The sequence below is a fragment of the Vibrio sp. MED222 genome (assembly GCF_000153005.1).
Lineage (GTDB): Bacteria > Pseudomonadota > Gammaproteobacteria > Enterobacterales > Vibrionaceae > Vibrio > Vibrio tasmaniensis_A.
In genome coordinates this window covers 1185706-1210031 of record NZ_CH902606.1, presented here as the reverse complement: position 1 = coordinate 1210031, position 24326 = coordinate 1185706, and the positions used below count along the sequence as shown (strand labels likewise).

General features: G+C 42.6%; 22 protein-coding genes and 1 pseudogene. 13 read left to right on the top strand and 10 right to left on the bottom strand.

Annotated features, from left to right (window positions below; genetic code table 11):
- Positions 1 to 115: 115 nt before the first annotated feature.
- The 10 genes and pseudogenes from MED222_RS22595 to MED222_RS22590 all read right to left on the bottom strand — a co-directional run.
- Positions 116 to 199 (bottom strand): annotated as a pseudogene (locus MED222_RS22595) (AraC family transcriptional regulator); the annotation flags it as partial.
- A complete protein-coding gene (locus MED222_RS16325) occupies positions 193 to 738 on the bottom strand; it encodes a mechanosensitive ion channel family protein (RefSeq protein ID WP_009845990.1) in 546 nt (181 codons plus the stop codon). The gene MED222_RS16325 and the pseudogene MED222_RS22595, both read right to left, overlap by 7 nt.
- Entirely contained in the window at positions 738 to 1673 is a 936-nt protein-coding gene (locus tag MED222_RS16330) for a CorA family divalent cation transporter (RefSeq protein ID WP_009845989.1), read from the bottom strand. The genes MED222_RS16325 and MED222_RS16330 overlap by 1 nt, the downstream gene beginning before the upstream one ends.
- A gap of 325 nt (positions 1674 to 1998) precedes the next feature.
- The gene (locus tag MED222_RS16335; protein WP_009845988.1) at positions 1999 to 3621 is read right to left on the bottom strand and encodes a phosphoethanolamine transferase; all 1623 of its coding nucleotides are present in this window, start codon (positions 3619 to 3621) and stop codon (positions 1999 to 2001) included.
- Positions 3622 to 3852: 231 nt separating this feature from the next.
- A complete protein-coding gene (locus MED222_RS16340) occupies positions 3853 to 4422 on the bottom strand; it encodes a porin family protein (RefSeq protein ID WP_372071036.1) in 570 nt (189 codons plus the stop codon).
- A gap of 617 nt (positions 4423 to 5039) precedes the next feature.
- Complete coding sequence (locus tag MED222_RS16345) at positions 5040 to 5336, bottom strand: Bor family protein (protein ID WP_009845986.1); 297 nt, start codon at positions 5334 to 5336, stop codon at positions 5040 to 5042.
- A gap of 122 nt (positions 5337 to 5458) precedes the next feature.
- Positions 5459 to 6778 (bottom strand): ATP-binding protein, encoded by a 1320-nt coding sequence (locus MED222_RS16350; RefSeq protein WP_009845985.1) that lies wholly within the window; start codon positions 6776 to 6778, stop codon positions 5459 to 5461.
- Between the two features lie 36 nt (positions 6779 to 6814).
- Positions 6815 to 7519: a response regulator transcription factor gene (locus tag MED222_RS16355; RefSeq protein ID WP_009845984.1), complete on the bottom strand. Its 705-nt coding sequence runs from the start codon at positions 7517 to 7519 to the stop codon at positions 6815 to 6817.
- A 359-nt stretch (positions 7520 to 7878) separates the two neighbouring features.
- Complete coding sequence (locus MED222_RS21415) at positions 7879 to 9441, bottom strand: putative bifunctional diguanylate cyclase/phosphodiesterase (RefSeq protein ID WP_232281797.1); 1563 nt, start codon at positions 9439 to 9441, stop codon at positions 7879 to 7881.
- Between the two features lie 102 nt (positions 9442 to 9543).
- On the bottom strand, positions 9544 to 10074 hold the full coding sequence (locus MED222_RS22590) for a c-type heme family protein (RefSeq protein WP_009845982.1): 531 nt from the start codon (positions 10072 to 10074) through the stop codon (positions 9544 to 9546).
- 278 nt (positions 10075 to 10352) lie between these two features.
- On the opposite strand from MED222_RS22590, the gene MED222_RS16360 reads away from it, so the two are divergent.
- From MED222_RS16360 to MED222_RS16420, 13 genes are all read left to right on the top strand, one after another.
- Entirely contained in the window at positions 10353 to 11456 is a 1104-nt protein-coding gene (locus MED222_RS16360; RefSeq protein WP_009845981.1) for a hypothetical protein, read from the top strand.
- Between the two features lie 426 nt (positions 11457 to 11882).
- Positions 11883 to 12485, top strand: coding sequence for a transcriptional regulator BetI (betI, locus tag MED222_RS16365; protein WP_009845980.1), 603 nt, complete (start codon positions 11883 to 11885; stop codon positions 12483 to 12485).
- A 116-nt stretch (positions 12486 to 12601) separates the two neighbouring features.
- The gene (betB, locus tag MED222_RS16370) at positions 12602 to 14062 is read left to right on the top strand and encodes a betaine-aldehyde dehydrogenase (RefSeq protein ID WP_009845979.1); all 1461 of its coding nucleotides are present in this window, start codon (positions 12602 to 12604) and stop codon (positions 14060 to 14062) included.
- A 72-nt stretch (positions 14063 to 14134) separates the two neighbouring features.
- A complete protein-coding gene (betA, locus tag MED222_RS16375) occupies positions 14135 to 15862 on the top strand; it encodes a choline dehydrogenase (RefSeq protein WP_009845978.1) in 1728 nt (575 codons plus the stop codon).
- 152 nt (positions 15863 to 16014) lie between these two features.
- A complete protein-coding gene (locus MED222_RS16380) occupies positions 16015 to 16992 on the top strand; it encodes a choline ABC transporter substrate-binding protein (RefSeq protein ID WP_009845977.1) in 978 nt (325 codons plus the stop codon).
- A gap of 107 nt (positions 16993 to 17099) precedes the next feature.
- Complete coding sequence (gene choW, locus MED222_RS16385) at positions 17100 to 17942, top strand: choline ABC transporter permease subunit (protein WP_009845976.1); 843 nt, start codon at positions 17100 to 17102, stop codon at positions 17940 to 17942.
- A 2-nt stretch (positions 17943 to 17944) separates the two neighbouring features.
- A complete protein-coding gene (gene choV, locus MED222_RS16390) occupies positions 17945 to 19159 on the top strand; it encodes a choline ABC transporter ATP-binding protein (RefSeq protein ID WP_009845975.1) in 1215 nt (404 codons plus the stop codon).
- 363 nt (positions 19160 to 19522) lie between these two features.
- Positions 19523 to 20005, top strand: a complete 483-nt coding sequence (locus MED222_RS16395) for a MarR family winged helix-turn-helix transcriptional regulator (RefSeq protein ID WP_009845974.1) — start codon at positions 19523 to 19525, stop codon at positions 20003 to 20005.
- Positions 20006 to 20447: 442 nt separating this feature from the next.
- Positions 20448 to 21104, top strand: a complete 657-nt coding sequence (locus MED222_RS16400) for a Qnr family pentapeptide repeat protein (protein WP_009845973.1) — start codon at positions 20448 to 20450, stop codon at positions 21102 to 21104.
- A gap of 232 nt (positions 21105 to 21336) precedes the next feature.
- On the top strand, positions 21337 to 21597 hold the full coding sequence (locus tag MED222_RS16405) for a DUF5062 family protein (RefSeq protein WP_009845972.1): 261 nt from the start codon (positions 21337 to 21339) through the stop codon (positions 21595 to 21597).
- A 468-nt stretch (positions 21598 to 22065) separates the two neighbouring features.
- The gene (gene ectA / locus MED222_RS16410) at positions 22066 to 22599 is read left to right on the top strand and encodes a diaminobutyrate acetyltransferase (RefSeq protein WP_009845971.1); all 534 of its coding nucleotides are present in this window, start codon (positions 22066 to 22068) and stop codon (positions 22597 to 22599) included.
- A 35-nt stretch (positions 22600 to 22634) separates the two neighbouring features.
- Positions 22635 to 23900 carry a diaminobutyrate--2-oxoglutarate transaminase gene (gene ectB, locus MED222_RS16415; RefSeq protein WP_009845970.1) on the top strand — a complete coding sequence of 422 codons (1266 nt, stop codon included), beginning with the start codon at positions 22635 to 22637 and terminating at the stop codon, positions 23898 to 23900.
- A 13-nt stretch (positions 23901 to 23913) separates the two neighbouring features.
- The gene (locus MED222_RS16420; RefSeq protein ID WP_009845969.1) at positions 23914 to 24300 is read left to right on the top strand and encodes an ectoine synthase; all 387 of its coding nucleotides are present in this window, start codon (positions 23914 to 23916) and stop codon (positions 24298 to 24300) included.
- Positions 24301 to 24326: the final 26 nt, after the last annotated feature.

The following is a 24326-nucleotide window of genomic DNA, read 5'->3' as shown; positions in this document are numbered from 1 at the left end:
GGTGTCTCCAGTATATTTAGTCGCAAATCTAAACTCAATAAAACTTGCGGCTAATGGGACACAAAAGACAGAGCCTTCGCTATAGAAAGAATGTGCGTTATAGACAAAGAGTGGGTTACTCTGATCTCACTCCTCCATACACATCAATCGTTAACCCAACTTGTTTGGCATAGGTATTCGGTGTTAGGCCTGTTACCTTATTGAAGCTTCACTTTTTGCTTCAGGTTCAACCAAAACCTTTATCACGCCTTTTTGTAAAATCAGGTTGTTGGGGTAGGTGATAATGTTACCCGAACTGTGTCGAAGAATAACGTGGAACATGGTGATATCGATGATCACACCGCTGATGTCTTCGTCTTTCTCCGCGACTCTTACTCTGTCGCCAATGCGATAAGGGAAGACAAAAAATATTAGTACGCTGGCTGTGAGGTTACTTAGAATGGACCATTGCGCGAATAAAGCGACACCCAGCACCGCAAATATGGATGATAAGAACAGCGAAATATCACCAAAACCCAAGTTAAGAACAATCGTAAACACAGCGATGAAGAGTAGAAACAGAACAATATTGAAACACTTAATCACGAACTGCTTTCGCTTCAATTCGACACGCTTATTTTCCGCTAATGTTTCTATCCAGTTCTTACCTAAGCGTTTGATCACCCAATACACAGTGATAAGAAGTAAACCTAAAACTACTTGTCTAAGCCACATATTGGATTGCAAAAACTCAACCATTAAATAAACCTCAATTTTTTCAAAATAATGACCTCTGCCGCTATGACTACGAGCAGCCCAACGCAAAATAGTGGGAATGCTATTGGGTTATCTGTTCCGGGTATCCCCGCGATATTGACACCCAGTAAACCGGTGAAAAACCCAGCAGGGAGGAAAATACCTGCAATGATAGAAAATAGGTACGTATTTCTATTCATTTTTTCAGCTTGTTGCTGACTTAGGCTCGCTAAAAATACATTAATTTGTTCGATGTAAAACTCAACAGACTCGTTAATTCTCAGGATGGTATCAAGGCTGTTCTTTATATGACTGTTGTGATTACTCAATGGTGCAGGTAGGTCACTCATTAAATCTTCAAAAACGTATTTCTGTGGCTTCAAATAACGCCTTAGTCTGAGTAGCCTTGAATGTAGAGCGTTAATGGATCTTATGTCGATATTGGAGTTAGATTCTAACTCGTCAATTAATAGTTCGACGGGTGCTAGGAAGGTTGAAATACTGTGGTTGATTCCACGGATCATGCCCAACAACACATCAGGCAATGATGTGGGGCCTTGGTTTTGAATGAGATCAGACACCAGATTACTGACCGCTTTTGAAGGAACTTTACGTGTCGATATTAAAGTGCCTTTGTACCATAAGATGCGTAGGCTAAGCATGTCGTCAGGGTTAGCACCTTCGTTTAGATTAATGCCTCGCAGAATCATCAAAAAACAGTCGTGTCCAAACTGTTCGAACCGAGGGCGGGTGTCATCGGTGAGTAATGAATCGATGATGGCATTTGGAACCGTATTACTGTGGAGCCATTCTCTCAAACCGTCAGCATCTCTTTGGCAGTGATACCAAGTTGATTGCTCGAATGAGGCTGGGCTGGTGGTGTGTTCATGTGCCACACCCTCAGAAAATTGCCAGCTTGAAATTATGAAAGCGTCCATTCATTTGTCCTTAATGATATGACATTAACATTGATATTAGGCGCCATTCAGGCGCGGTATTGAACTGAGCTAATCTTGGTAAGTTCAATGAGCGATGTGAGTGAGATAAAGTCTAATAAGACAGGTTGGTCTTTGGAGCACGACGGACTCTTCCATTATTGTTTCTATTAAATGTAGCTCATTGTTTCGTCGTTATAAATTAGCACTCTGGCTCCATGTTAGCGACGAAAAAAAGAAAAGACCGAGGTCTTTTCTTTTTAGGGGAAGTTGAGGAGAGCTTATTCAGGCAACTCGAGTTTTCCGATGGTTTACATAAGCAAAAACACTACCGACACGCAGCAAAAATATCTTGGCTCGCTCGGTATTCTTTAGTTTGCACGTCCATCAGGCCAAGCAAGGAGTCGAACAGGTTATCGTGAGAAAAGCTCTGCTCTTTCCCCGCCTTTCTTAAGCAGGTCTCGCTTATCCCTTTCTGCGCAGCAAAACCATCAGACATCCATAGGATCATCGGTACGTGGGTTTGTTCTTTTGGTGCCAGCGAGTAGGGCATGCCGTGAAGATACACGCCATTCTCCCCTAAAGACTCTCCGTGATCCGAGATATACATCAGTGCGACATTGTACTTGTCGGTCAGTTTCTCCAGTTTCCGAATCGCCTGTGAGAGAAAGAAATCCGTGTACAAGATGGTGTTGTCGTAGGTGTTAACCACTTGCTCTTTGGTGCAGTTTTCAATGTCTGCACGAGCGCAGTCAGGCGTAAATTTCTTATGTTCTTCTGGATAACGCTCAAAGTACGTTGGGCCGTGAGACCCCGAAATATGATAGAAAATGATGCTATCTTGTTTAAGATCTTGAGTATCTTGTTCGAAGTTCTCTAGCATGGCTGTGTCATAGCACACATCTTTATTACACAGCGGGTCGCTGTCTTTGGCGACGAGCGTCATCTCTTTGATTCGATGTGCGACCGCCTTGTCTCCCCCATCATGCTCTCGCCAGATAGAGTGAATGCCCGCGCGGTTCATCATGTCGACCACGTTATCTTGGTTGTAGGCTTTGTCGCGATCGTAGTTGCTGCGATTCATGTTCGAGAACATACATGGCACAGAAACCGCGGTGGCTGTTCCGCACGACTGAACATCAGAGAAAAATATCGGGTTGTAAGGCTTGGTATGAGCGTTGGTTTCTCTCTCATAGCCATGATATTGGTAGTTGTACACGCGTGCGGTTTCACCAAGAACAAACACTAATAATGTTGGTTTGGTTGCCGCTTTGGCTTGTGCTGTTTGCTTCGCATCTAATCCTAACTCTTGATAAGGGATGGGCTGTTTTATGTAAGTGTTATTGATATATTTAACCGTTGATGACACATACTCGGTCGGGATGATCATCTTTTTGATGTGCGAATGATTACGACCAATCGATACGTAATCTTTGTAGAAAAGCCCGGCAATAATGGCAATGACGATCAAGGAAGAGAGCAGCCCAATCGATTTCCAGACAAAGAAATCTTTCCAAGATTCTTTTTCAAGTTTGGTGAACAACAGGATGAACGATGGAATACCGCCCATGGCAAGTAACCATAAGATGGAGTGGGTACTTACATAGCTTGCTGCTTCACCACTATTGGTCTCAAACACATTCTCTATCATCCCGTAGTCGACGAATATGCCGTAATTGAACATGCTGTAGCTGACTAAGGTTGAGGTGATCAGTAATAAGATGAAAAACGGCTTGGAGAATATCGGCCAATTAAAGACTTGGAAGATAAAATTGAAGGCAGCAAGGAAGAAGAACGGGATGGATATAAGAAACGCGACACTTTCAGACTTTGATACCTGAACAATACTAAACAGTTCTAGGGAGAGAGGGATGTTGATGATAAGCAGATAATACACAGCCAACACAAAGGGCAGTTTGTTTATCGACATGTTTAAGCTTGGTAGATTCATAGGTCTTTTTTCCTGCGTATCTTATCTCTTTATTTTAGTCTCCCTATCAAGAAAGCTCTAATATCAACGCATAAAGATCGAGAAGTGATGGTGAGTGATAACCGGCTAAAGTGAAATGACTCGATAGGGTGTATAGATACAAAAATTCACTTTACTGTGCTGCCTTATCATAGGGCAGAGTAGCAAAGTGAATTTGAGTTATTTACTTACAACGTGGCCGTGAGGAGCACATTAGAAGTTGTATGAACCACCGAAGCTAACACTGTTGAACGCTAGTGTGTGGTCATCGTTTTTGAGAGAACCCTGATAGGAATAGTCATCAACACTCACCGCGTCAGCTTGTGAAATAAGGCGAAGTGTTAAGTGTTCAATCGGCGTGTATTCAACACCTACGCCAAAGTGGAAGCCAGTACCGCTGTCGTCCCCATAGTTTGCCGCTTGATTCGCGTGAAGGTCAACAGAGCTTAAACCAGCCAACACGAATGGACGAATAGTGTTGTCAAACGTATAACCGATATTCGCTGATGCAGAAATAGAGGTTGGCGAGAGTTTTTCTGCGCCATTTTTGTAATCTGCATAATCGTTGTAGCCAAGCTCTACGCCAACAATACGGTTGAATTGGTAACCACCGTATAGGTTATAACCCATACCATCTGAATCTAAATTACCGTGACCATCTGTATCGGAGTCTTGATAGACACTAAGTCCACCACCTACATACGCGCCACCATTTGTGCTTGCTGCAAAAGTTGGAAGTGAAACTAAACCGATTAAGCCGAGTGCTAATACTGATTTTTTCATGATAATACCTTGTTTACTCATCCTGTGATGTAAGTCACGGTATCGCTGACGAATGATTTATAAAACCCTCACAAATGAAACCTATTTTTTCATTGATAAAGTGACTATCTGTAGTCCTTGATTTATCAAGAGGTAAGGTCATATTTGTTGGTTATATTCTTTATAAATAAAATTCACATATTGACAAAAGGTTAAATTTGCTAAATAAAACGATGTTTTTTAAGGTTGAAGTGAGGTCGGGTTTATCTAACTAATGGAAAATAAAACATAACAAACATTGTATTTATTCTATTGTAGTATTTGTTGCGGTGTTTGTTGAAAGCAAAGCAGTACGCTGATTCTAATCATGACAAGGAGAGTTGGATGTTAAACCGAGCAAACACAGGTTTGGTGGTTGTGGACTTGGATGAGGCTTTGAGTGGGATGAGATATTGCATGTTTGCATTTTAGGAGGAATAAACGGGGAGATGTTAGCACCAGCCCCCGTATTTACAGTCAATATGACGGTATTCTATGCTCAGTCCTTGAGCACCAGCGAAAGTATTGAATGTCAGGTAGAAGCTTCCAAGACCAAACTTTTGGTGTCGTCAGTTGGTTCGTGGACAAATAACGACGAGTTAAGCTTTGCAGTAAACGCGTGCTTCTCGTGGTGTATAAATACCAAAAGTCACGGCTGCTAGTAAACCATTCACGAATGTCTCTTGAACTTCAACTTTAGCAACGTTGTCGATACCGTTACATACTTTAGCTGCATCAATTTGCTTTTTCTGCGCTAGACCGTTGATGAAAAAGTGGTGTGACTTTTCAGTTGTTGGTGTTGTTGCTTCGCTCTCTTGAGGGGCCATTACGAAAGTTTGTTGAGCGCAACCTGTTGCTACTAGCGATAGTGCCGCGATGATCAGTAGTTTTTTCATGTGTTTCTCCGGAGATAAAATTCAGCTCACGTCAGTAAGGGTGAACGAGTGTTGTATGGTTTGAAGGGGATATGTGGTCCCCTCCAGCTGATGTTGAACATTATTCCAGAGATGATTGGTCGTTACTGTATGAGTTTGTCAGTCGAATCGTTACACAGTGGAAAGGCTATAGTGAATACGGCGCCCTTTAAAGTATTGCTTTGTGCGACTTGTACTGTTGCACCGTGTTGAACACAGATCTTCTTGACGATAGAAAGCCCTAGACCATGGCCACTCTTGGCTTTGTTACGCGCTTTATCTCCAACATAAAAAGGTTCGAATAGGCGAGAACGGTGCTCTTTTGCTACGCCGTCACCGTCGTCATGCACGGCGATTTGTAGCATATCGTGGTGCACGCTTGCTTCTATCGAAATTTGTGAACGTGCGAATTTCATCGCGTTACGTACTAGGTTATCTAACGCGCGATTGAGCAGCGTATCATCTGCTAATATCAAATGAGGTTGTTCTGGTAGTGATAGATCAATGTTAAACTCAGTCTCTTTGTTCCAACGGCTCATTGCATGATCGAGAAAGTCTCTTATCTCTAATGGCTGTTGCAAGTTCTCTAGATCACAACTGTCGAGTTTTGCGTAATATAGTAACTCATCGACCATTTTTTCCATCTCTTCTGTGTCTTCAACAATGCTCTCGATAGTATCTTGCTGCCCCTCGTTGAGTGGCGTGTCTTTGAGCATTTCAGCCTGCCATTGAATTCTAAATATCGGAGTTCGCAGTTCATGAGCTACCGCATTGGTAAGTGAACGATTACTCTCGATTAAGCTATGGATTCGGTCGGCCATCAGATTAAAGGATTTATTCAGAGTTCCAATTGCACTGCCGCCTGATGTTTCAGCTCGCGAAGAGAGGTCGCCTTCAGAGAAGCGTAATGTGGCATTTTCAAGCTTCTTAACTCTGCGGAAAATAATCAACAGATGACCCAGGCCATATACGATGAAGCTCGCGATAAAGAATACCCAAATGAGGTCATCTTCGAGCTCTATTTTTTGTCGAACGAGCGTGTCGTCGTTGGGCAGGTAATGATAGATGTTTTTACTGTTAGCTAAGCGAAACCATAACTCCCGATAGTCGTCGTGAAAAATAAATACGTTGGGGTTAGCAGTAAAGAACTCAGAAACTGGAGTCGGTACTTCATCATTCGATTTGAATGTGACGAGGGTATAGCGGGAGGTGTCAACAAACTGATTTATGGCTTGATGAGCGGCTTCGAGGCCCTGATTATTCGCTATGTTTTCTAGGAGCTGTTGGTGGGCCGTTGCTTCGTAATCTTGCAATATATATTCATAGTCGGTATTGAGCTGATAGACACAAATTTCGTAGGCGAGAAGACCAACAATAAAGCAAGTTAACAGCCCTAGTAGGGACTCCAAATAGATACGTCGCATAATCGCTCTCTTTCATTGCGCCCGTACTGAGCGCGGTTAATGCCATGCGGTCGAAACAAATAAGTAACCTTTTCCGCGAATGGTTTGAATTTTCTCTGCTGGTGCTTTGTCGTCACCAAGTATTTTTCGCAAACGTACTACTTTGTTGTCAATCGTCCGGTCGATCCCGTCGTACTCGATCCCACGCAGCGTTTGAGTTAAGTAATCACGTGACAGCGGGGTATCAGGGTTGGATGCTAACAGCCAAAGTAGGTCAAATTCACTGTCTGTCAGTGATAAAACTACATCTGAAAGCTCGCACTTTTTATAGGTGTTTTTCAGCGTAAGTTGACCAAACTGAAGGCTACTTGAATCATCAACCAGAGGTGTATTGGTTTCTTGACGGCGTAATAGCGAGCGGACCCTTGCCAGTAGAACTCTTGGTTTGATTGGCTTGGTGACATAGTCATCAGCACCTGTCTCTAAACCTGCAACGTGATCAAAATCATCATCGCTGGCGGTGAGCATTAAAATTTTACCCTTAAAGAGCGTACGAGTCTGTCGGCAAATTGTCAGCCCATCGGTTACAGGAAGCATTAAATCCAACAACACGATATCAGGTTGATCGTCAAGGATGGTTTGCACAGCATCACTGCCATCGTCTAACGCGGTGACCTCAAAGTCTTGTGCTACAAAGTAATCCTTTAGCATTTGCTGAAGTTTTAAATCGTCTTCAACGATGATCATTTTAGGTTTTGTCATTCCGTTATCAGCCTTGTTGTGCGTTTAATTTATTGAAATTACGTGAGTGCGTTTAATTTTGGCAGCTCCTACTGTTGCATATTCATCACAAATGCGTCACGAAGAAATTCCTGATGTGAATGATTAAACACTTTCCATGCTAGTTCAATGCCGATTTGTAATTTTTGCTTGGGTTTTTCAGTAGGTTAGAGGTGGTGTTTTAGTCTGTTAGCGAAGAAGGCCGGAAATGAGAGCTCTAATGTCGAGTTTTTAGTTTAATAACAGAAGAGCCAGCCATGAAGCATCTTTTTAAAGAGGTTTCATGGCTGGTTGGAACTTAATTGGATTTTAACTCAAAAATTAAGGCCTACGGTTTGAACCTAAGCATGCGTATTTATGAGTTCCGAGTTATGATTTTTGGCAAACAGAACAAAATCGTCTAGTGGCATTGGTTTTGCGAAATAGAAGCCTTGTACTTCGTGACACCCTGCTCGGCCTAAAAATTCAAGTTGCTCTTTTTCTTCAATGCCTTCAGCAAGTACATTGAGTGAGAGTTCGGTTGCTAGCTTACAAATCATGCTCAAGATAGCTTGGTCATCGGTGTTGCTAAGTAAGTCCTTTACAAACTCTCGATCTATTTTCAGTCGATCTATAGGGAGTAGCTTCAAATAGCTAAGAGATGAATAACCAGTACCGAAATCATCTAACGCTATTTCAATGTTTAACTTCTTTAAGTCATTCAATACAGCCACGACCTTCGACACATCACCCAACATGGCACTTTCTGTTACTTCTAATTCCAGTAAACTCGGAGAAAGGCCAGTTTTTTCTAAGGTTAGTTGTGTCAGATCTAAAATGTTCTGTTCCGAAAACTGAATGCTCGAAATATTAACGGCAACCTTTACACCTGCAAGCGCTTTATGATTCTGCCACTGTTGGCAATCAGTGGTAGCTTGTTCGAAAATATGAGCCCCCATTGGAATGATTAAATGGGATTGCTCTGCCAGTTCTATAAAAAGGTCAGGCCTTACGAGGTCTCCATTTGGCTTTTTCCAACGCATGAGCGCTTCGGCACCAATGATACGATTGGTCTTTAAGCAAAATTGAGGTTGGTAATAAGGAATAAATTCTCTGTTTTCAATCGCATTGTTTATCTCTTTGATTAACGTTATACGTCGCAACGCAGCATTTGACAGTTCAGGTTGATGCTTAACCGTAATGTCATCGCCTTTTTCCTTGGATACATATAGAGCGATGTTCGCTTGAATGAGCATTTCAGAACTGCTTTGTGCGCCATTTGAACTGCAGGTTGCACCAAGGTTAGCCACTAGTTTTATCTTGTTCTCATCAATGATAATTTCATTTGAAACCACATCAATCAACATAGCAAAAAAAGCATCAGAACCTTGATCGCCATTGTGTTCTTTCGCAGGCACTGCGATACAGAACTTATTTTCATCCAATCGAGCTAGGTTAAAATCAACCATGGTTGCGCATGCGGATAAGCGGTTGGCTAGATGAAGCAAGATTGTGTCCCCAGCTTTATAGCCGAGTGTATTGTTGATATCTCTAAAACGCTTAATATCAATGATTAACACGGTGATGCGTTCATTTTTTTCTTTGTGTTTATTAAGCAACTCATCAAGCGAACGCAAAAACCCAAGACGGTTCGGCAACTTAGTGAGCGAATCATAGTAAGCCAGTGTTTCGATTTCTTTTGTTAATGCTCTGCGTTGCTGTTCTTTATCATAAAGGCTAGAAAAAGCACTTTGTAGTTCTGTTATCTCGTAATATTTTGCTGGTGGTAAAGACGCACTTTCTTCTTTGCCTTGTGCCAATAAACTAAGAGAGCGAGTGATGTTTTTTAACGGAGTCGATACTCGACGAGCGATGGCAAAGTTAATAAACATCACCGTCATAAAGCTGATTATGCTAATAGACATCAAAGATTGATTGATCATCTTTCCATATGTTAGCCATTCATCTACAACTGTATTTACCTCGAGAATCCCTCGTACATCGTTGAGTTCCCAATCGTGTTTAGGCTAGTCGGGGTGGCTATTGTGGCAGTTTACACAAGTTTGGTCATTGAGGCGGTCTGCCCGAGCGACGCGTACTCGGGTTCTGTCTTGCTCTTGTACAAACTCGACGTAGAACTCATCTGGTTTCTTGTTAATCGCTACCCACGCCCGTTGTTGAAATTCGTCAAAAAGCCTACCTTGACGGTTTTTAAAAGGATAAGGGCTGGTAAACGAGGTCGTGATGGTGAGATCTTTATCAGATTTATCAAGCATTTCGATTAAGAAGGTAGCAGGAACCGGAATAGTGTTCTCTAAGGATTGGTGCTGGGCTGTTGCCACGAGTTCTTGACTATCAACAACTTTCTGTATGACATTTGATGAGTAATAGTTACGAATACTATGAAATGTAGTCACGTAGTTCTTTGCATTTTCAACCGACACTTTTTGAACGAAATCTTCAAGGATAACGGTCGATATTAAAGAGAATAGTAAAATACAAGCAAGTGCTATTCCTATGATTGGATAAATAATGGTCCAAGATAGTGAACGCTTCATTGTCTACCTTTATTGATATTTTTAATTGCCTGACACTACTGAAGTGGCTTTCCATGTGGCTTGTTGATGATTTGTTAGCATTATATATAATTTTAGAGTGGCTGAATGTAAGCTCGTGTAACTGGTCTTATGAGTTGGTTTGCACTCTGAAGTGAGTGTTTTTAGCAAGGAAGGGGGGCGAGGATATAGATGAAATACATTCCATTACATAGTTACGACAGATAATTTAATTGTTAACCAATAGAATTTCTCCAATCAAAATTTTGGGGAATAATGGTATGAAGTACTATCGAAATACGTTGCTAGCGTTACCTTTGGCTCTCTTGGCTGGCTGTAATTCAAGTTCAAACACGGGACAATCAACCACCATTTCGCAAAAGGAACCGAAGGCTGACTACGTATTTTCTTCAGCTAAACTTGGTGAGTTGTATCAAGAGAGGCAAGAGCTCCAAGAAGAGGCTATGAAGCTCTCTTACGATGGTATTTTGTATGAAAAAATTCAGTTTGCTGAAGACATTAGTGATAAGCAAAAAGTGATTAGGCTTTTGGATGGCTTAGGTCAAAGTGTTGATCTGTACTTTCCTGAAGCTGGGTTTGATAGTTGTGGTATTTATACAGAGAGCAAGGGCTTGGATCTATTTGATTGTGATGCAGCACAACGCTTTACTTCTAGTGATACTACGTCAATAAAAGCAATGACGAAGGATAAAAAAGTCTCCGTTAATCTTGAATACCAAAACGAGTTGTCGCAATACGTGACGAGCCTAGGTTCGACGATTCTGAGTAAATCCAAAAATGGTAATAAAGTCACCATTACCACATCGTTTGCCTTCAACGCTTTTTACCGCGATGTGCTCAACGAGACTGGCGCTGTTGAACGGATTACTTCCACTCTAGGCGCATCAACCTATTCTCAGCTTTTTGATATCGTGAAGTTATACCGAGGCAGTGAGATGACGTTGAAGTTTACCAACCATATTGGCGGTAGTGCTGATGACGAAATCAACATGTACACCGGGCGTATGATCAATAACAACAAGATGACGACGGTTGTGACTCCAACGGGTTCGGTTTTTTCGGGTGGTACGGATCTATTTGCTGCTGGCAACCCACGCATATTGCAACGCGCTGATACTACCAAGGTCATTGAACTGAATAAACAGGTGGGTGTGCATAGTTGGGCTGAAGGGAATAAAACGGCCAAAGAATTCCCATACACCAATGAGAGTCATCGTCAGCAAGCGACCTATTTTAAAAAGGTGATGGGAGAAAAAGGGATAGACTTCTATATCTTCACTTTAGATTCTGCCCCGGCTTCCGGTGAACACTGGATGACCAAAGCAGACTCTGATAAGTACGGTTTTATTACTCGTATTGAGTAGTCAAAGAAAGTAACAATAACGACTCCGCAAAGGTTGGTGATGGCTCTGTCATTATCGGCCTTTTTTTTGTTCATGTCTTGATTCGTTACTTTGTTGAGTGCAGATTTCCTAATCTTAAATTTCAGTATTAAGACTCATTGATACTACCTTTTAACTTCCCCCCAAAAAGTGTCTACACGTATTCCTACTGATTTATTTTTTGCTCTTCCTAAGCAAAACTTTTGACCCGTAACCATCATACCTCAAATCTTTAATGATTTTATTTAGTGATCTAAATGATATTTAAAGCATTGTTTTAAAATAATTTATTTGATTTTGAATGGTGTGTTGTTACGAATTTGTTTTAAATAATCATTTGAACCCTAATTAAATTTCTGTCATTTTATACTTAACTGAACGTTCAATATAAAATAGAAGGAATAAGAAATGCCCAAGGTTGGGATGCCTGACATACGTAAACCACAGCTTGTTCAAGCCACCATGACGGTGATTGATCGAGTGGGTTTGCATGCCGCGAGTATTGCGTTGATCAGCAAAGAAGCGGGAGTCTCCACTGGCATTATTAATCACTATTTTGGTGGAAAGCATGGGCTGCTCGAAGAGACCATGCGAGAAATACTGCGCCAACTTTCGAATACCGTAACAACAGAATTAAAAGCGCTCCCTGCTGATGCTCACCAGCAAAGGATCAACGCTATCATCAACGGTAATTTCGAAGGCTATCAAGCGGAAAATAAAGTGTCGAAAACATGGCTCGCATTCTGGTCTTATTCGATGCATGACGCTCAACTCAAGCGCCTTCAGCGCGTGAATGAAAAGCGTTTGATTTCTCACTTACTTATTGAATTAAAATCGTTTTTTCAACCTGATCAAGCGGAATTGATCGCACACGGCATCGCATCATTAATTGATGGCATCTGGCTGAGAGGGACGCTCAATCCTGAAGGCATTAACGCCGACAAAGCTCGTGCAATCATCAATGACTACTTAGACAAGCAGCTTACGTTTTACTCGTGTCAGCGTGATTAATGAGTCATCAAAAATTCTAGTGAGTGAGCTCAAAAGGCTCGCTCTCAACAACGATATGCATTCACAAATACATAGACCGATAGAGTCTAACAACAATAATTAAGTCAGAAGATCAAATGGAAATGAACTCGTTATACATCGATGGTAAAGCGGTTGACGCTACCTCAGGCGAAACTTTCGTCAGCATTAACCCTGCAAACGGCGAACCTATCGCAACGCTTGGCCAAGCTTCTTCAGCTGACGTCGAAAATGCGATTGAATCGGCGAAGCGCGGGTTTGCGGTATGGTCAGCAATGACAGCCGTAGAACGCAGCCGCATTCTTTTAAAGGCGGTAGAGATACTTAGAGCTCGAAATAATGACCTTGCGAACCTTGAGGTTGTCGATACGGGCAAGCCATTACAAGAAGCGATCGAAGTCGATGTGGCTTCTGGCGCCGACGTTATTGAGTACTTCGCAGGGCTAGCACCTACGCTGCAAGGCGATCAACAACCTCTTAGTGACACCCAATTTTTCTACACACGTCGTGAACCGCTAGGTATCTGTGCGGGCATTGGCGCGTGGAACTATCCTATCCAAATCGCAATGTGGAAATCGGCTCCAGCACTCGCTGCGGGTAACGCGATGATTTTCAAGCCTTCAGAAGAAACGCCGCTAACGGCACTTAAACTTGCTGAGATCTTCACAGAAGCTGGCCTTCCTGATGGTGTGTTTAACGTAGTTCAGGGCGATTACCGTGTCGGCCAAATGCTAACGGCGCACCCAGACATCGCTAAAGTGTCGTTCACAGGCGAAACCGGTACGGGCAAAGCGGTAATGTCAGACAGTGCTAAAACACTCAAGTCTGTAACGATGGAGCTCGGCGGTAAATCACCAATGATCATCTTTGATGATGCGAAATTGGACGATGCGGTGTCGGCTTCAATGGTCGCTAATTTCTACACCCAAGGCGAAGTATGTACTAACGGTACTCGTGTTTATGTACACGAAAACATCTATGACGTATTTATCGACCAACTTAAAACACGCACTGAGAAGCTAATCATTGGTAACCCAATGGATATGGAGACTCAGATCGGCGCGTTGATTTCTAAAGAACACCTTTCAAAAGTCCTTGAAGCAATTGAGCTGGCTAAACAGTCGGGCGCAACCCTGCTGACTGGCGGTTATCAAGTGACGGACAACGGCTTAGCAAACGGCAACTTTGTTATTCCTACGGTATTCACCGATTGCCATGACGACATGCCTCACGTTCAGCAAGAAATTTTCGGCCCTGTTATGTCAGTGTTGAAGTTCACCGATGAAGACGATGTGATTCGTCGTGCTAACGATACCAAATACGGCCTTGCGGCTGGTGTGTTCACGCAAAACCTTTCTCGCGCTCACCGTGTTATTCATCAAATGCAGGCGGGTATTTGTTGGGTTAATACATGGGGTGACTCACCTGCAGAAATGCCTGTTGGTGGCTACAAACTTTCAGGGGTTGGCCGCGAAAACGGGCCAGAGACTCTACTCCACTATACGCAGACTAAGAGCATTCTTATTGAACTTGGCGACTACGCCAGCCCTTATGCCTAACGCGTAACACTCAATTTTATGGGTTAGCTTAACAGAGCTAGCCCTACTGACTTATCTCAGGGAAATCAAAACATGGAACAACGCTACGATTATATTATCGTCGGCGCGGGTTCGGCCGGCTGTGTGTTAGCGGATAGGCTAACGGAAAGCGGTGAACATAGCGTTTTACTATTGGAAGCGGGTGGTACGGATAAGAGTATTTTTATCCAAATGCCGACTGCGCTTTCTTACCCGATGAATACTGAAAAGTACGCTTGGCAATTTGAGACCCAACAAGAACCGGGCCTTGATGGACGTGAACTGCATTGTCCACGCGGCAAGGTGTTGGGTGGCAGCTCATCGATCAACGGCATGGTTTACGTTCGTGGCCACGCTTGTGACTTTGACCAATGGGAAGAAGAGGGCGCAGCCGGTTGGAATTACCAAGCTTGCTTGCCTTACTTCCGCCGTGCTGAATCATGGAATAAAGGTGGTGACGAATATCGTGGCGACAATGGCCCTGTCGGCACTTGTAACGGTAACGATATGGAGCTCAACCCGCTTTACCAAGCATTCATTGATGCAGGTAAAGACGCCGGTTACCCAGAAACACAAGATTACAACGGCTACCAGCAAGAAGGCTTTGGCACCATGCATATGACGGTAGACAAGGGTGTTAGAGCCTCAACCTCTAACGCTTATCTACGTCGTGCATTGAAGCGTTCAAATCTTACCTTGAAAAAAGGCATCGTGGCACGTCGTTTCTTACTTGAAGCACTCGTCGCAAAAGACCAGTCATCAGAAGGTCAATCAGGCCTGAAAGCGGTTGGTGTTGAGTTTGAAAAGTCAGGCAATACCCAAGTGGCCGTGGCGAACAAAGAAGTGATCTCTTCTGCGGGTTCTATTGGCTCGGTTCAACTGCTGCAACTTTCTGGTATCGGCCCGAAAGCGGTACTTGAGAAGGCGGGTGTTGAGCTTAAACACGAACTCAGTGGCGTCGGTGAAAACCTACAAGACCACTTGGAAGTGTACTTCCAATATCACTGTAACGAACCCATCACGCTCAACAGCAAGCTTGGTTTAGTCAGCAAAGGCATGATTGGCGCAGAGTGGATTCTGACTCGCAAAGGCCTTGGTGCCACTAACCACTTTGAATCGTGCGCGTTCATTCGTTCTCGCAAAGGATTGAAGTGGCCAAACATTCAATATCACTTCCTGCCAGCAGCGATGCGTTACGACGGGCAAGCGGCCTTTGATGGTCACGGTTTCCAAGTACACGTTGGGCCTAACAAGCCAGAGAGTCGCGGTACGGTTGCGATCACTTCTGCTGATCCGCATGCCAAGCCAGAGATCATTTTCAACTACATCTCGACTGAACAAGATCGCCAAGATTGGCGCGATTGTATTCGTCTGACGCGTGAGATTTTGTCTCAACCTGCGATGGATGTGTACCGAGGCAAAGAGATTCAGCCGGGTCTAAATATTACTTCTGATGAAGCGATTGACGAATGGGTTAAGCAGAACGTTGAAAGTGCATATCACCCTTCATGTGGCTGCAAAATGGGTTCAGATAACGACCCAATGGCGGTGCTTGATGAAGAGTGTCGCGTTCGCGGTATCGACAGCTTACGTGTTGTCGACTCATCGGTTTTCCCAATCATTCCAAACGGTAATTTGAACGCCCCGACCATTATGGTTGCCGAGCGTGCTTCCGATTTGATTTTGGGTAAGCCAATGCTCAAAGCGCAGGACGTTCCAGTGTGGATTGCACCTGAGTGGCAAGAGAAGCAAAGAATAAATAAACCAGTAAGAGAAGCGTAAGCCTCTGTTATTAGTTCAAAAATAGAAAATAGTTCAAAAATAGAAAAAGCAAAAAGTAACAACAAAAATTAGTCAAAAGTCAAAAGTCAGAAGAACTGCTCTCTATCGGTGTTGATATCGAGCAGAAAAAGGAAAGATAAAAAGGAACCATTATGACGACTCTAAATATTCAGAACATGACCACGAAAACGTTAACAGCACTAGCCATCAGTTCATTTGCATTTGCATTTGGTGCTAACGCTTCTATTGAACCACAACAATGTGAAAACGTACGCTTCGCTGATGTTGGTTGGACAGACATTACCGCAACAACGGCGGTCACTTCAGAGCTACTGAAAGGCCTAGGCTACAAAACAAAAACTGACCTACTTTCAGTACCTGTTACTTACTCTTCAATGGCGAACGGCGATATTGACGTATTCCTAGGTAACTGGATGCCAACTATGGAAGGCGACATCGCTAAGTACCGCGAAGCGGGAACGGTAGAGACAGTGCGTGCCAACCTTGAAGGTGCGAAATACACACTAGCCGTACCAAAATACGTGTACGACTCTGGCGTGAAAAGCTTCGCCGACCTAGCAAAACATGCCGACAAATTTAAAGACCGCATCTACGGTATTGAGCCGGGTAACGATGGCAACCGCTTAATCCAATCAATGATTGATGCTGACGCGTTTGGCTTGAAAGATTTCAGCCTAGTGGAATCAAGTGAAGCGGGCATGGTATCGCAAGTATCTCGCGCTGCTCGTCGTAGCCAGTGGATCGTTTACCTTGGTTGGGCACCGCACCCAATGAACAGCAATGTTGAGATGGAATACCTATCAGGTGGTGACGACTTCTTCGGCCCTAACTACGGTGGCGCGAATGTTTACACCAATGTTCGTTCAAACTACGTGTCTGAATGTGCAAACGTCGGTCAACTTCTGCAAAACCTAGAGTTCACTCTAGAGATGGAAAACCAGTTGATGGAAGAGATTCTTAACCAAAAAGTGAAGCCTGAGAAAGCGGCTCAACAATGGTTGAACAATAACCCTCAACAAGTTGAAGCTTGGTTAGAGAACGTAAAAACGCATAAAGGTGAATCAGCGGCTCAAGCGGTTACTGAATACCTAAAACAAGTTAAAGCTTAGTTTTACCTACCTATCGATCTATTTATCAAAGCTCTATAAATAAAAAAGGTGGGCTTGCCAATTGTCTATTGGTTTGAAGTAGCCCACCCATAATAAAAGGCAATATTGTGAATTTTATTACGGAAAACAAAATCCCTGTTGGTCAATGGATGGAAGCGGGTGTTGATTGGCTAACAATCAATGCAGCAGGATTCTTTGACGCTATTTCGATTTTTCTAGAAACCGTCATTATGTTTTTAGTCGATGTATTTAAGTGGATGCCACCGGCTTTACCAATCGTGATGACCGCAGCGATTGCATGGTATTTACACCGTAAACCCTCGCTTGTGATTTTCGTGGTTGCAGCTTTGCTGACTATTTTAAACCTTGGCTACTGGCAAGAAATGCTGGAAACCTTTGTCCTCGTGTTTGCAGCGACAACGATTTCCGTATTAATTGGCGTTCCAGTTGGCATTATGGCCGCGCATCGCCCTTGGTTATATACGGTGCTTAGACCCATTCTTGATTTAATGCAGACGGTTCCAACGTTTGTGTATCTGATTCCGACTTTGGTTTTATTCGGCTTGGGCATCGTTCCTGGCTTAATCTCGACCATCATCTTCGCCATTGCCGCACCAATTCGTTTGACTTACTTAGGCGTCACCAAAGTACCTGAAGAGTTGATTGAAGCGGGTAAAGCGTTTGGTGCGAGCCGCATGAAATTGCTGATGAAGGTCGAATTACCGGCTGCTTTACCAAGTATTATGGCAGGTGTCACTCAATGTATTATGTTGTCGCTTTCGATGGTGGTTATCGCTGCTCTTGTCGGTGCTGACGGGCTTGGTAAACCTGTTGTTCGCGCATTGAACACAGTGAACATCTCACAAGGTTTTGAAGCCGGGCTGGCGATTGTATTAGTCGCTATCATTCTTGATCGCTTGTGCAAAACACCAAACCAGAAGGAAGCATAATCATGTCTAACTCTCAGGAAAAAAAGACAATGGACGCGATTACCATTAAGAATCTCGATGTTGTGTTTGGTGATAAGCCGAAGCAAGCGCTTGAGTTGCTCGATCAAGGTAAAACTCGCCAAGAGATCATTGATGAGACTGGCCAAGTCGTTGGCGTAGATAATGTGTCGCTGACCGTTGAAGAAGGCGAGATTTGTGTGCTGATGGGTTTGTCTGGTTCTGGTAAATCATCTTTGCTTCGCGCAGTTAACGGCTTGAATGAGATCAGCCGTGGCTCATTGGCGATCAAAGATGGAGACAAGCTGGTTGATTTAGGTGAACAGTGCGACGAAGCGACCTTGCGTCATCTTCGTACTCACCGCGTTTCTATGGTGTTCCAAAAATTTGCCCTAATGCCTTGGTTAAACGTGTTAGATAACGTGGCGTTTGGTCTAGAGATGCAAGGTGTCGCCAAAGATGTTCGTCGTGCTAAAGCGCGTGAACAACTTGAAATGGTGGGTTTGGCTGAGTGGGAAACCAAGTATCCGCATGAGCTTTCTGGCGGTATGCAGCAACGTGTTGGCCTAGCGCGTGCTTTTGCGATGGATACCGACATTCTTCTTATGGATGAACCGTTTTCAGCGCTTGATCCGCTGATTCGTGCGCAGTTGCAAGATGAGCTAATTCTATTGCAAAACAAGCTTAACAAAACGATTCTGTTCGTGAGTCATGATTTAGACGAAGCGCTGAAGATTGGTAATAACATTGCGATCATGGAGTCAGGCAAGTTGATTCAACATGGTAAGCCTGAAGAGATCGTACTCACACCAAAAACGGAATATGTGAAAGATTTTGTCGCACACACTAACCCGTTGAACGTATTGAAAGGTCGTTCGTTGATGCAGCCACTGGATTCTTTGAAACAAGAAGATGAAAGTTGGAAGATCTGTGACTCTAAAGACTTATGGATTGAGCAGAGTGAAGGTACTTTATCTGTAAAAGGTGAATCAACTTTAGCGCTTGTTGAGTGGAACGAATCTGACGATTTAACGGCAATCAGCGCGTCGAGTGTGGTAGTGGCAAGCCCAGAGATTGGCATGCGCGATGCGATTAAACTGAAACAGCTAAGTAATCATCCGATTTTGCTGGTGGAAGACAATAAACTGGTCGGTATTTTGGATAACAGTGAATTTTATAATGCGCTTACTGGTAACTTTCAGATGAATACCGCTGCGTAAAATTTCGTTTTTAAGCTTAGCAATTTAGGCTGGTTTTTTATTAGGTAGAGAGGGCTAAATCTCTCTACCTCTATGATTATTAAAATATATTATTCTTTTAGTTTGTATTCTCTGACTCATTATTTTTGCCGTCATTGAAGCTTTGATTCCCCCTTCATTAAGCAAAAGTGCCGTACCACGCAAGTTTAGTGGTATAGAAAAGATTGAGAATAGTATTAACATCAGTACAATGCGGAAAAATCAATGAAGTAAATTATCAATTTACAGTGTAATTCGAGCGATCCTAAGCTGTTCAGTTTGGAAAATCTCATCGCCACGACCCTGTAAAGTCACTCACAGTATATTAGTACAAAGGTCTGCATCTTGGATAAACATGACGAAATCTTGGTCGCTATTCGCCAAATTATTCGCGCTATCGATTTACACTCGAAAAAGCTGAGTAAAGAGTATGGTTTGACGGGCCCTCAATTGATTTTAATGCGCGCAATCCAAGAGATGGGTAATGTGACGATCAAAGAATTGTCTAATCAAACTAATGTGAGTCAAGCGACGACAACGACGATCATCGATCGCTTGGAATTGAACGGCTACGTACAACGTGTTCGCAGCTCGTCAGATCGCCGCAAAGTACACGCAAATCTGACTGAAAAAGGTCAAGAGCTACTTAACAATGCGCCACCACCGCTACAAGATAACTTCGTTAAAAAATTCCAAAATTTAGAAGCATGGGAGCAAAGCTTACTGCTTTCTTCGATGCAACGTGTGTCTGCAATGATGAACGCCGAAGACATCGACGCAGCTCCAGTTCTACAGCTTGAAGGCATTGCAAACGTCGTCAAGAGCTAACGTAGTTTTAAATTGTCTAGCTAAGAAAAAGTTTAAAGAGTTATAAAATGGTCGCATCAAGCGGCCATTTTTTGATCTTGGCCTCCCAATTTTTCTGACTTTACTAATAAAAATCATCTTTTAGTTGTAGCCTATCGATATAAGCTAAGGTTTTCGAAAGACCAAGTATCAAGCGAAGGTATCTATATAGGCTATTGTATCAAGTTTGTGCTGACATATGATGATCTTCTCGTTGTGTTTAATCTCCCCCGCTTCTAAGCGACAAAACTTTTTTCAAGATAAGCGCATGCCATAAAACGAAAATAACAACCTTAAACGGCTCGTTTGGTGCCTTAAAATGGCCAAATTATGGTGTTTTAAGTTGCTGTTTTTGTTGGTTTTTAATTTGATGTTTTCTTAAGATCACAATGGTAGTCTTAGCTTGATTTCTTTAGGGGGTTAAATGGACACTAATAACAGCACTTATCATCAGCACAGTTTTGCTCAGCAAGATCTATCAGAGCTTACATTTACGGCCTGTACGTTTATCCGTTGTGATTTCAGACGTTCGAACTTACGTGATGCAACGTTTATTAACTGTAAGTTTATTGAACAAGGCGATATTGAGGGGTGCCACTTTGATATTGCCGATTTACGAGACGCAAGTTTCCAGAATTGCCAGTTGGCGATGGCGAACTTTAGTAATGCGAATTGCTATGGGATTGAGCTGCGTGAATGCGATTTAAAAGGAGCGAATTTTACTCGTGCTAACTTTGCCAATCAAGTAAGCAATAGGATGTACTTTTGCTCTGCGTATATTACGGGCTGTAACTTGTCATACGCCAACTTGGAGCAGGCCTGCTTGGAAAAGTGTGAGTTGTTTGAAAACCGCTGGATAGGGACTTACCTTGGCGGTGCGTCACTGAAAGAGTCTGATCTCAGCCGAGGCGTGTTCTCCGAAGATGTATGGGGGCAATTCAGTATGCAGGGGGCTAACTTGTGTCATGCGGAATTAGAAGGGTTAGACCCTCGTAAAGTGGATACGACAGGGATTAAGATTGTCGCTTGGCAACAAGATCAGTTGCTTGAAACCATGGGTATTGTTGTGATGCCTGATTGATTTTCCAATTCTGCATATCACGCTGTAAAACTCGGTTGTCGTATCACTCTGTCGTAATTAACCACAGCAGTTAGAAGAAAAGCCCAAAGCTAACAACTTTGGGCTTTTCCGTATTTGGAGTCCGTAACCTGCAATTTATCAAAGCGACTCGTCAAACTGAGAGCGAAGTAATCTTGTGAGTCTTTCGGTTTGATATACTCAGTGTTCATTCGATTAAGATGATGGAGATGATATGTCGAAAACCGCGAAGATCATTAATGAAGATAAATTGCTAAAGAAAGCTCTGGAAGTCGGTTCTAAAATGGCAAAGTTACAAGGCTTTGATTTGCCACACTCATCTCAACCTATAAAAGTTAAGGCTGTGTACTTGTTTCTTGTTGGAGTTAATCAGATCACGCCTTTACCTGAAAGTAAGCTTGATGGCGCGAATATTAAGAAGCGTTTAGCATTATGGATACACAAGGCTCTGCCTGATAATGATCCCCTGAAGTAATTCGCGATTAACTCAGTGATTCGAATTTGTTTCTTTTGATTGATTGCCAATTTATGTTTACTTGAAAAACCTAGCTATCTCACGCTAGGTTTTTTTGTTTTAGGTATCTGCGTTTCAATATTAGAGCCTAAGCCATCTCTTTTTAGAGCGTCACTGTTTACCTTATTCAGTATTGGAGTCGTCGATATTTTTGCTGATTCCTATCCTTCCTACTCAGGCACTTGAACGCTGTATTTTATGAATTGCACTAACGATTTCCTTTCGTCTATTCCCTTCAAGACTCTCAAATTTATACCGACCCAATAAATACATTAGAACTCAAAGTATTATTTAATACATATAATACTTGCGCAAGTGTGATCTTCGTCGCTAAAATTTGATTTTTAGCGCTAATGTGTTGATCTTTGTGTATGGGAAATGCTCATAATTAAAAGGAATTTAATTAGAGTTCAAAGGAAATGTCTCGGTATGATTACATCAGCGCCTTGGATATTGTATCCAGAGGTTGTAGAAAAGATGATTGAAAAATGGAATTTTCGTGAGCCAGAAGTTTCGGATGGCAACAACATTTATCAATTAATTTCAGAGTGCCCTCCATTAGATACTAACTCTTCATATTGCAATTTCTTGCAGTCTACTCACTTTAGTAAAACTTGTATTTTAGTGGAGCATGAAGGTGACCTTGCTGGCTTTATTTCTAGTTACCAAAAACCCAGTGAGCCCAATGTTCTCTTTATTTGGCAAGTGGCGGTGGCGCCTAAGTTTAGAGGCAATGCTTTAGCCTACAAGATGCTGAACACCTTACTTAAACGAGAGGGCCTAAAGAGCATTGAAGCGATAGAAACGACTATCACTGAATCAAACCAAGCGTCTTGGGCATTGTTCAAAAAGCTGGACGAAAAAAACGGTAACACCGGGAAAGTGACTACTTTCTTAGATGAAAATCTTCACTTTAACGGGCAGCACGATACCGAATACCTCTATCGAATCCTCCTTAAATAATCAAACACTTATAGGAATTAAATAACGGCATTATCATGGATATTTTTAAAAAGCAGGAATCTAACGTACGTTCATACTCGAATAGTTTTCCAGTTACTTTTAGTAAATCAAAAGGTTGCTGGCTTGAAACGAAACAAGGTGATCGTTACATCGATTTTCTTGCTGGAGCAGGATCTCTCAATTACGGTCACAACAATCCAATACTTAAGCAAGCCTTGCTTGATTACATTGAAATGGATGGGATTACGCACGGTTTAGATATGCATTCAGAAGCCAAAGCTGAATTTTTAGAAGCGCTTACTCGCTTAATTCTAGAACCAAGAGATCTCAATTATAAAGTTCAATTTACAGGCCCAACAGGAACTAATGCCGTTGAAGCCGCGATTAAATTGGCTAAAAAAGTGAAAGGCCGAAGTAGCATTGTAGCGTTTACCAATGGTTTTCATGGTTGTACTGCAGGTGCACTGGCTGCTACGGGTAACCAACATCATAGACAAGGCGCGGGCTCAAACCTTAACAACGTTACGCGTTTGCCATTTGAGGGTTACGCTGGCATTGATGGATTAAAATTGTTCGAAACGATGTTAGCTGATAATTCTGCCGGTATGGATAAGCCAGCAGCCGTCTTATTGGAAACGGTTCAAGGTGAAGGTGGATTGAATGTCGCTTCAAATGAGTGGCTACAGCGTTTGAGTAAAATTTGTAAAGCTCACGATATCTTAGTCATTGTCGATGATATCCAAGCGGGTTGTGGTCGAACGGGTACGTTCTTTAGCTTTGAACCATCAGGTATCAAGCCAGATATAGTCACGCTGTCTAAGTCGATAAGTGGTTATGGCTTACCGATGGCCGTCGTTTTATTAAAGCCTGAATTAGACAAATGGCAGCCGGGAGAACACAACGGCACCTTCCGTGGTAATAACCATGCGTTCGTTACCGCTACGAAAGCGTTAGAAATGTATTGGTCAAATGATGATTTTGAAAATCATATTCAACGTAGCTCAAGCATGGTCGATGATGTCATTCAACGCAATATCAAGCGTTTCCCAGAGCTATTCGTTCAACGCAAGGGACGTGGAATGATGATTGGCATTGAATGTAAAGATGGAAACACGGCTGACGAAATTGCCAAAACGTGTTTTGAAAACGGTATGGTCATTGAAACAGCTGGCCCTAACGATGAAATAGTTAAGTTCTTTTGCCCACTGACGATATCTGAATCGGAACTGATGCAAGGTTTAACCATCTTCGAAGATTCAGTAGAAATTGTAGCAACTAAGTATTTCAAAAAAGTATCGTAATAGGGACAGCAAAATGATTGTTAGAACACTTGATGAATGTCGCAATAGCGAAAGACGTATTGTTTCGGATAATTGGGAAAGTACTCGCATGTTGTTGAAAGATGACAACATGGGTTTTTCATTTCATATCACGACAATTTATGAAGCGACGGAAACACATATTCATTACCAAAACCATTTAGAATCAGTATATTGCATGAGTGGTGAAGGCGAAATTGAAGTGGTTGGTGGTGAGACTTATCCCATCAAACCTGGGACGCTTTATATCCTTGATAAGCACGATGAACACTATTTACGTGCGTATAAAAACAAAGAAATGGTTATGGCGTGTGTATTCAATCCGCCAATTACTGGCGCTGAAGTTCACGATGAAAACGGCGTTTATCCTCTGGTTGATTAACCGACTTTTTCTGGGGTGAAATCTCA

What these genes read in the sequence shown, in the direction of transcription:
- MED222_RS16330 (WP_009845989.1), bottom strand. Translation starts at nt 1,673, where the DNA reads ATGGACGCTTTCATAATTTCAAGCTGGCAATTTTCTGAGGGTGTGGCA.
- MED222_RS16360 (WP_009845981.1), top strand. Translation starts at nt 10,353, where the DNA reads ATGAAGTACTATCGAAATACGTTGCTAGCGTTACCTTTGGCTCTCTTG.
- MED222_RS16345 (WP_009845986.1), bottom strand. Translation starts at nt 5,336, where the DNA reads ATGAAAAAACTACTGATCATCGCGGCACTATCGCTAGTAGCAACAGGT.
- MED222_RS16325 (WP_009845990.1), bottom strand. Translation starts at nt 738, where the DNA reads ATGGTTGAGTTTTTGCAATCCAATATGTGGCTTAGACAAGTAGTTTTA.
- ectA (WP_009845971.1), top strand. Translation starts at nt 22,066, where the DNA reads ATGATTACATCAGCGCCTTGGATATTGTATCCAGAGGTTGTAGAAAAG.
- MED222_RS16405 (WP_009845972.1), top strand. Translation starts at nt 21,337, where the DNA reads ATGTCGAAAACCGCGAAGATCATTAATGAAGATAAATTGCTAAAGAAA.
- betB (WP_009845979.1), top strand. Translation starts at nt 12,602, where the DNA reads ATGGAAATGAACTCGTTATACATCGATGGTAAAGCGGTTGACGCTACC.
- MED222_RS16400 (WP_009845973.1), top strand. Translation starts at nt 20,448, where the DNA reads ATGGACACTAATAACAGCACTTATCATCAGCACAGTTTTGCTCAGCAA.
- MED222_RS16335 (WP_009845988.1), bottom strand. Translation starts at nt 3,621, where the DNA reads ATGAATCTACCAAGCTTAAACATGTCGATAAACAAACTGCCCTTTGTG.
- MED222_RS16420 (WP_009845969.1), top strand. Translation starts at nt 23,914, where the DNA reads ATGATTGTTAGAACACTTGATGAATGTCGCAATAGCGAAAGACGTATT.
- betA (WP_009845978.1), top strand. Translation starts at nt 14,135, where the DNA reads ATGGAACAACGCTACGATTATATTATCGTCGGCGCGGGTTCGGCCGGC.
- choV (WP_009845975.1), top strand. Translation starts at nt 17,945, where the DNA reads ATGTCTAACTCTCAGGAAAAAAAGACAATGGACGCGATTACCATTAAG.
- MED222_RS16340 (WP_372071036.1), bottom strand. Translation starts at nt 4,422, where the DNA reads ATGAAAAAATCAGTATTAGCACTCGGCTTAATCGGTTTAGTTTCACTT.
- MED222_RS16380 (WP_009845977.1), top strand. Translation starts at nt 16,015, where the DNA reads ATGACGACTCTAAATATTCAGAACATGACCACGAAAACGTTAACAGCA.
- MED222_RS16350 (WP_009845985.1), bottom strand. Translation starts at nt 6,778, where the DNA reads ATGCGACGTATCTATTTGGAGTCCCTACTAGGGCTGTTAACTTGCTTT.
- ectB (WP_009845970.1), top strand. Translation starts at nt 22,635, where the DNA reads ATGGATATTTTTAAAAAGCAGGAATCTAACGTACGTTCATACTCGAAT.
- MED222_RS22590 (WP_009845982.1), bottom strand. Translation starts at nt 10,074, where the DNA reads ATGAAGCGTTCACTATCTTGGACCATTATTTATCCAATCATAGGAATA.
- betI (WP_009845980.1), top strand. Translation starts at nt 11,883, where the DNA reads ATGCCCAAGGTTGGGATGCCTGACATACGTAAACCACAGCTTGTTCAA.
- MED222_RS16355 (WP_009845984.1), bottom strand. Translation starts at nt 7,519, where the DNA reads ATGACAAAACCTAAAATGATCATCGTTGAAGACGATTTAAAACTTCAG.
- MED222_RS21415 (WP_232281797.1), bottom strand. Translation starts at nt 9,441, where the DNA reads ATGTCTATTAGCATAATCAGCTTTATGACGGTGATGTTTATTAACTTT.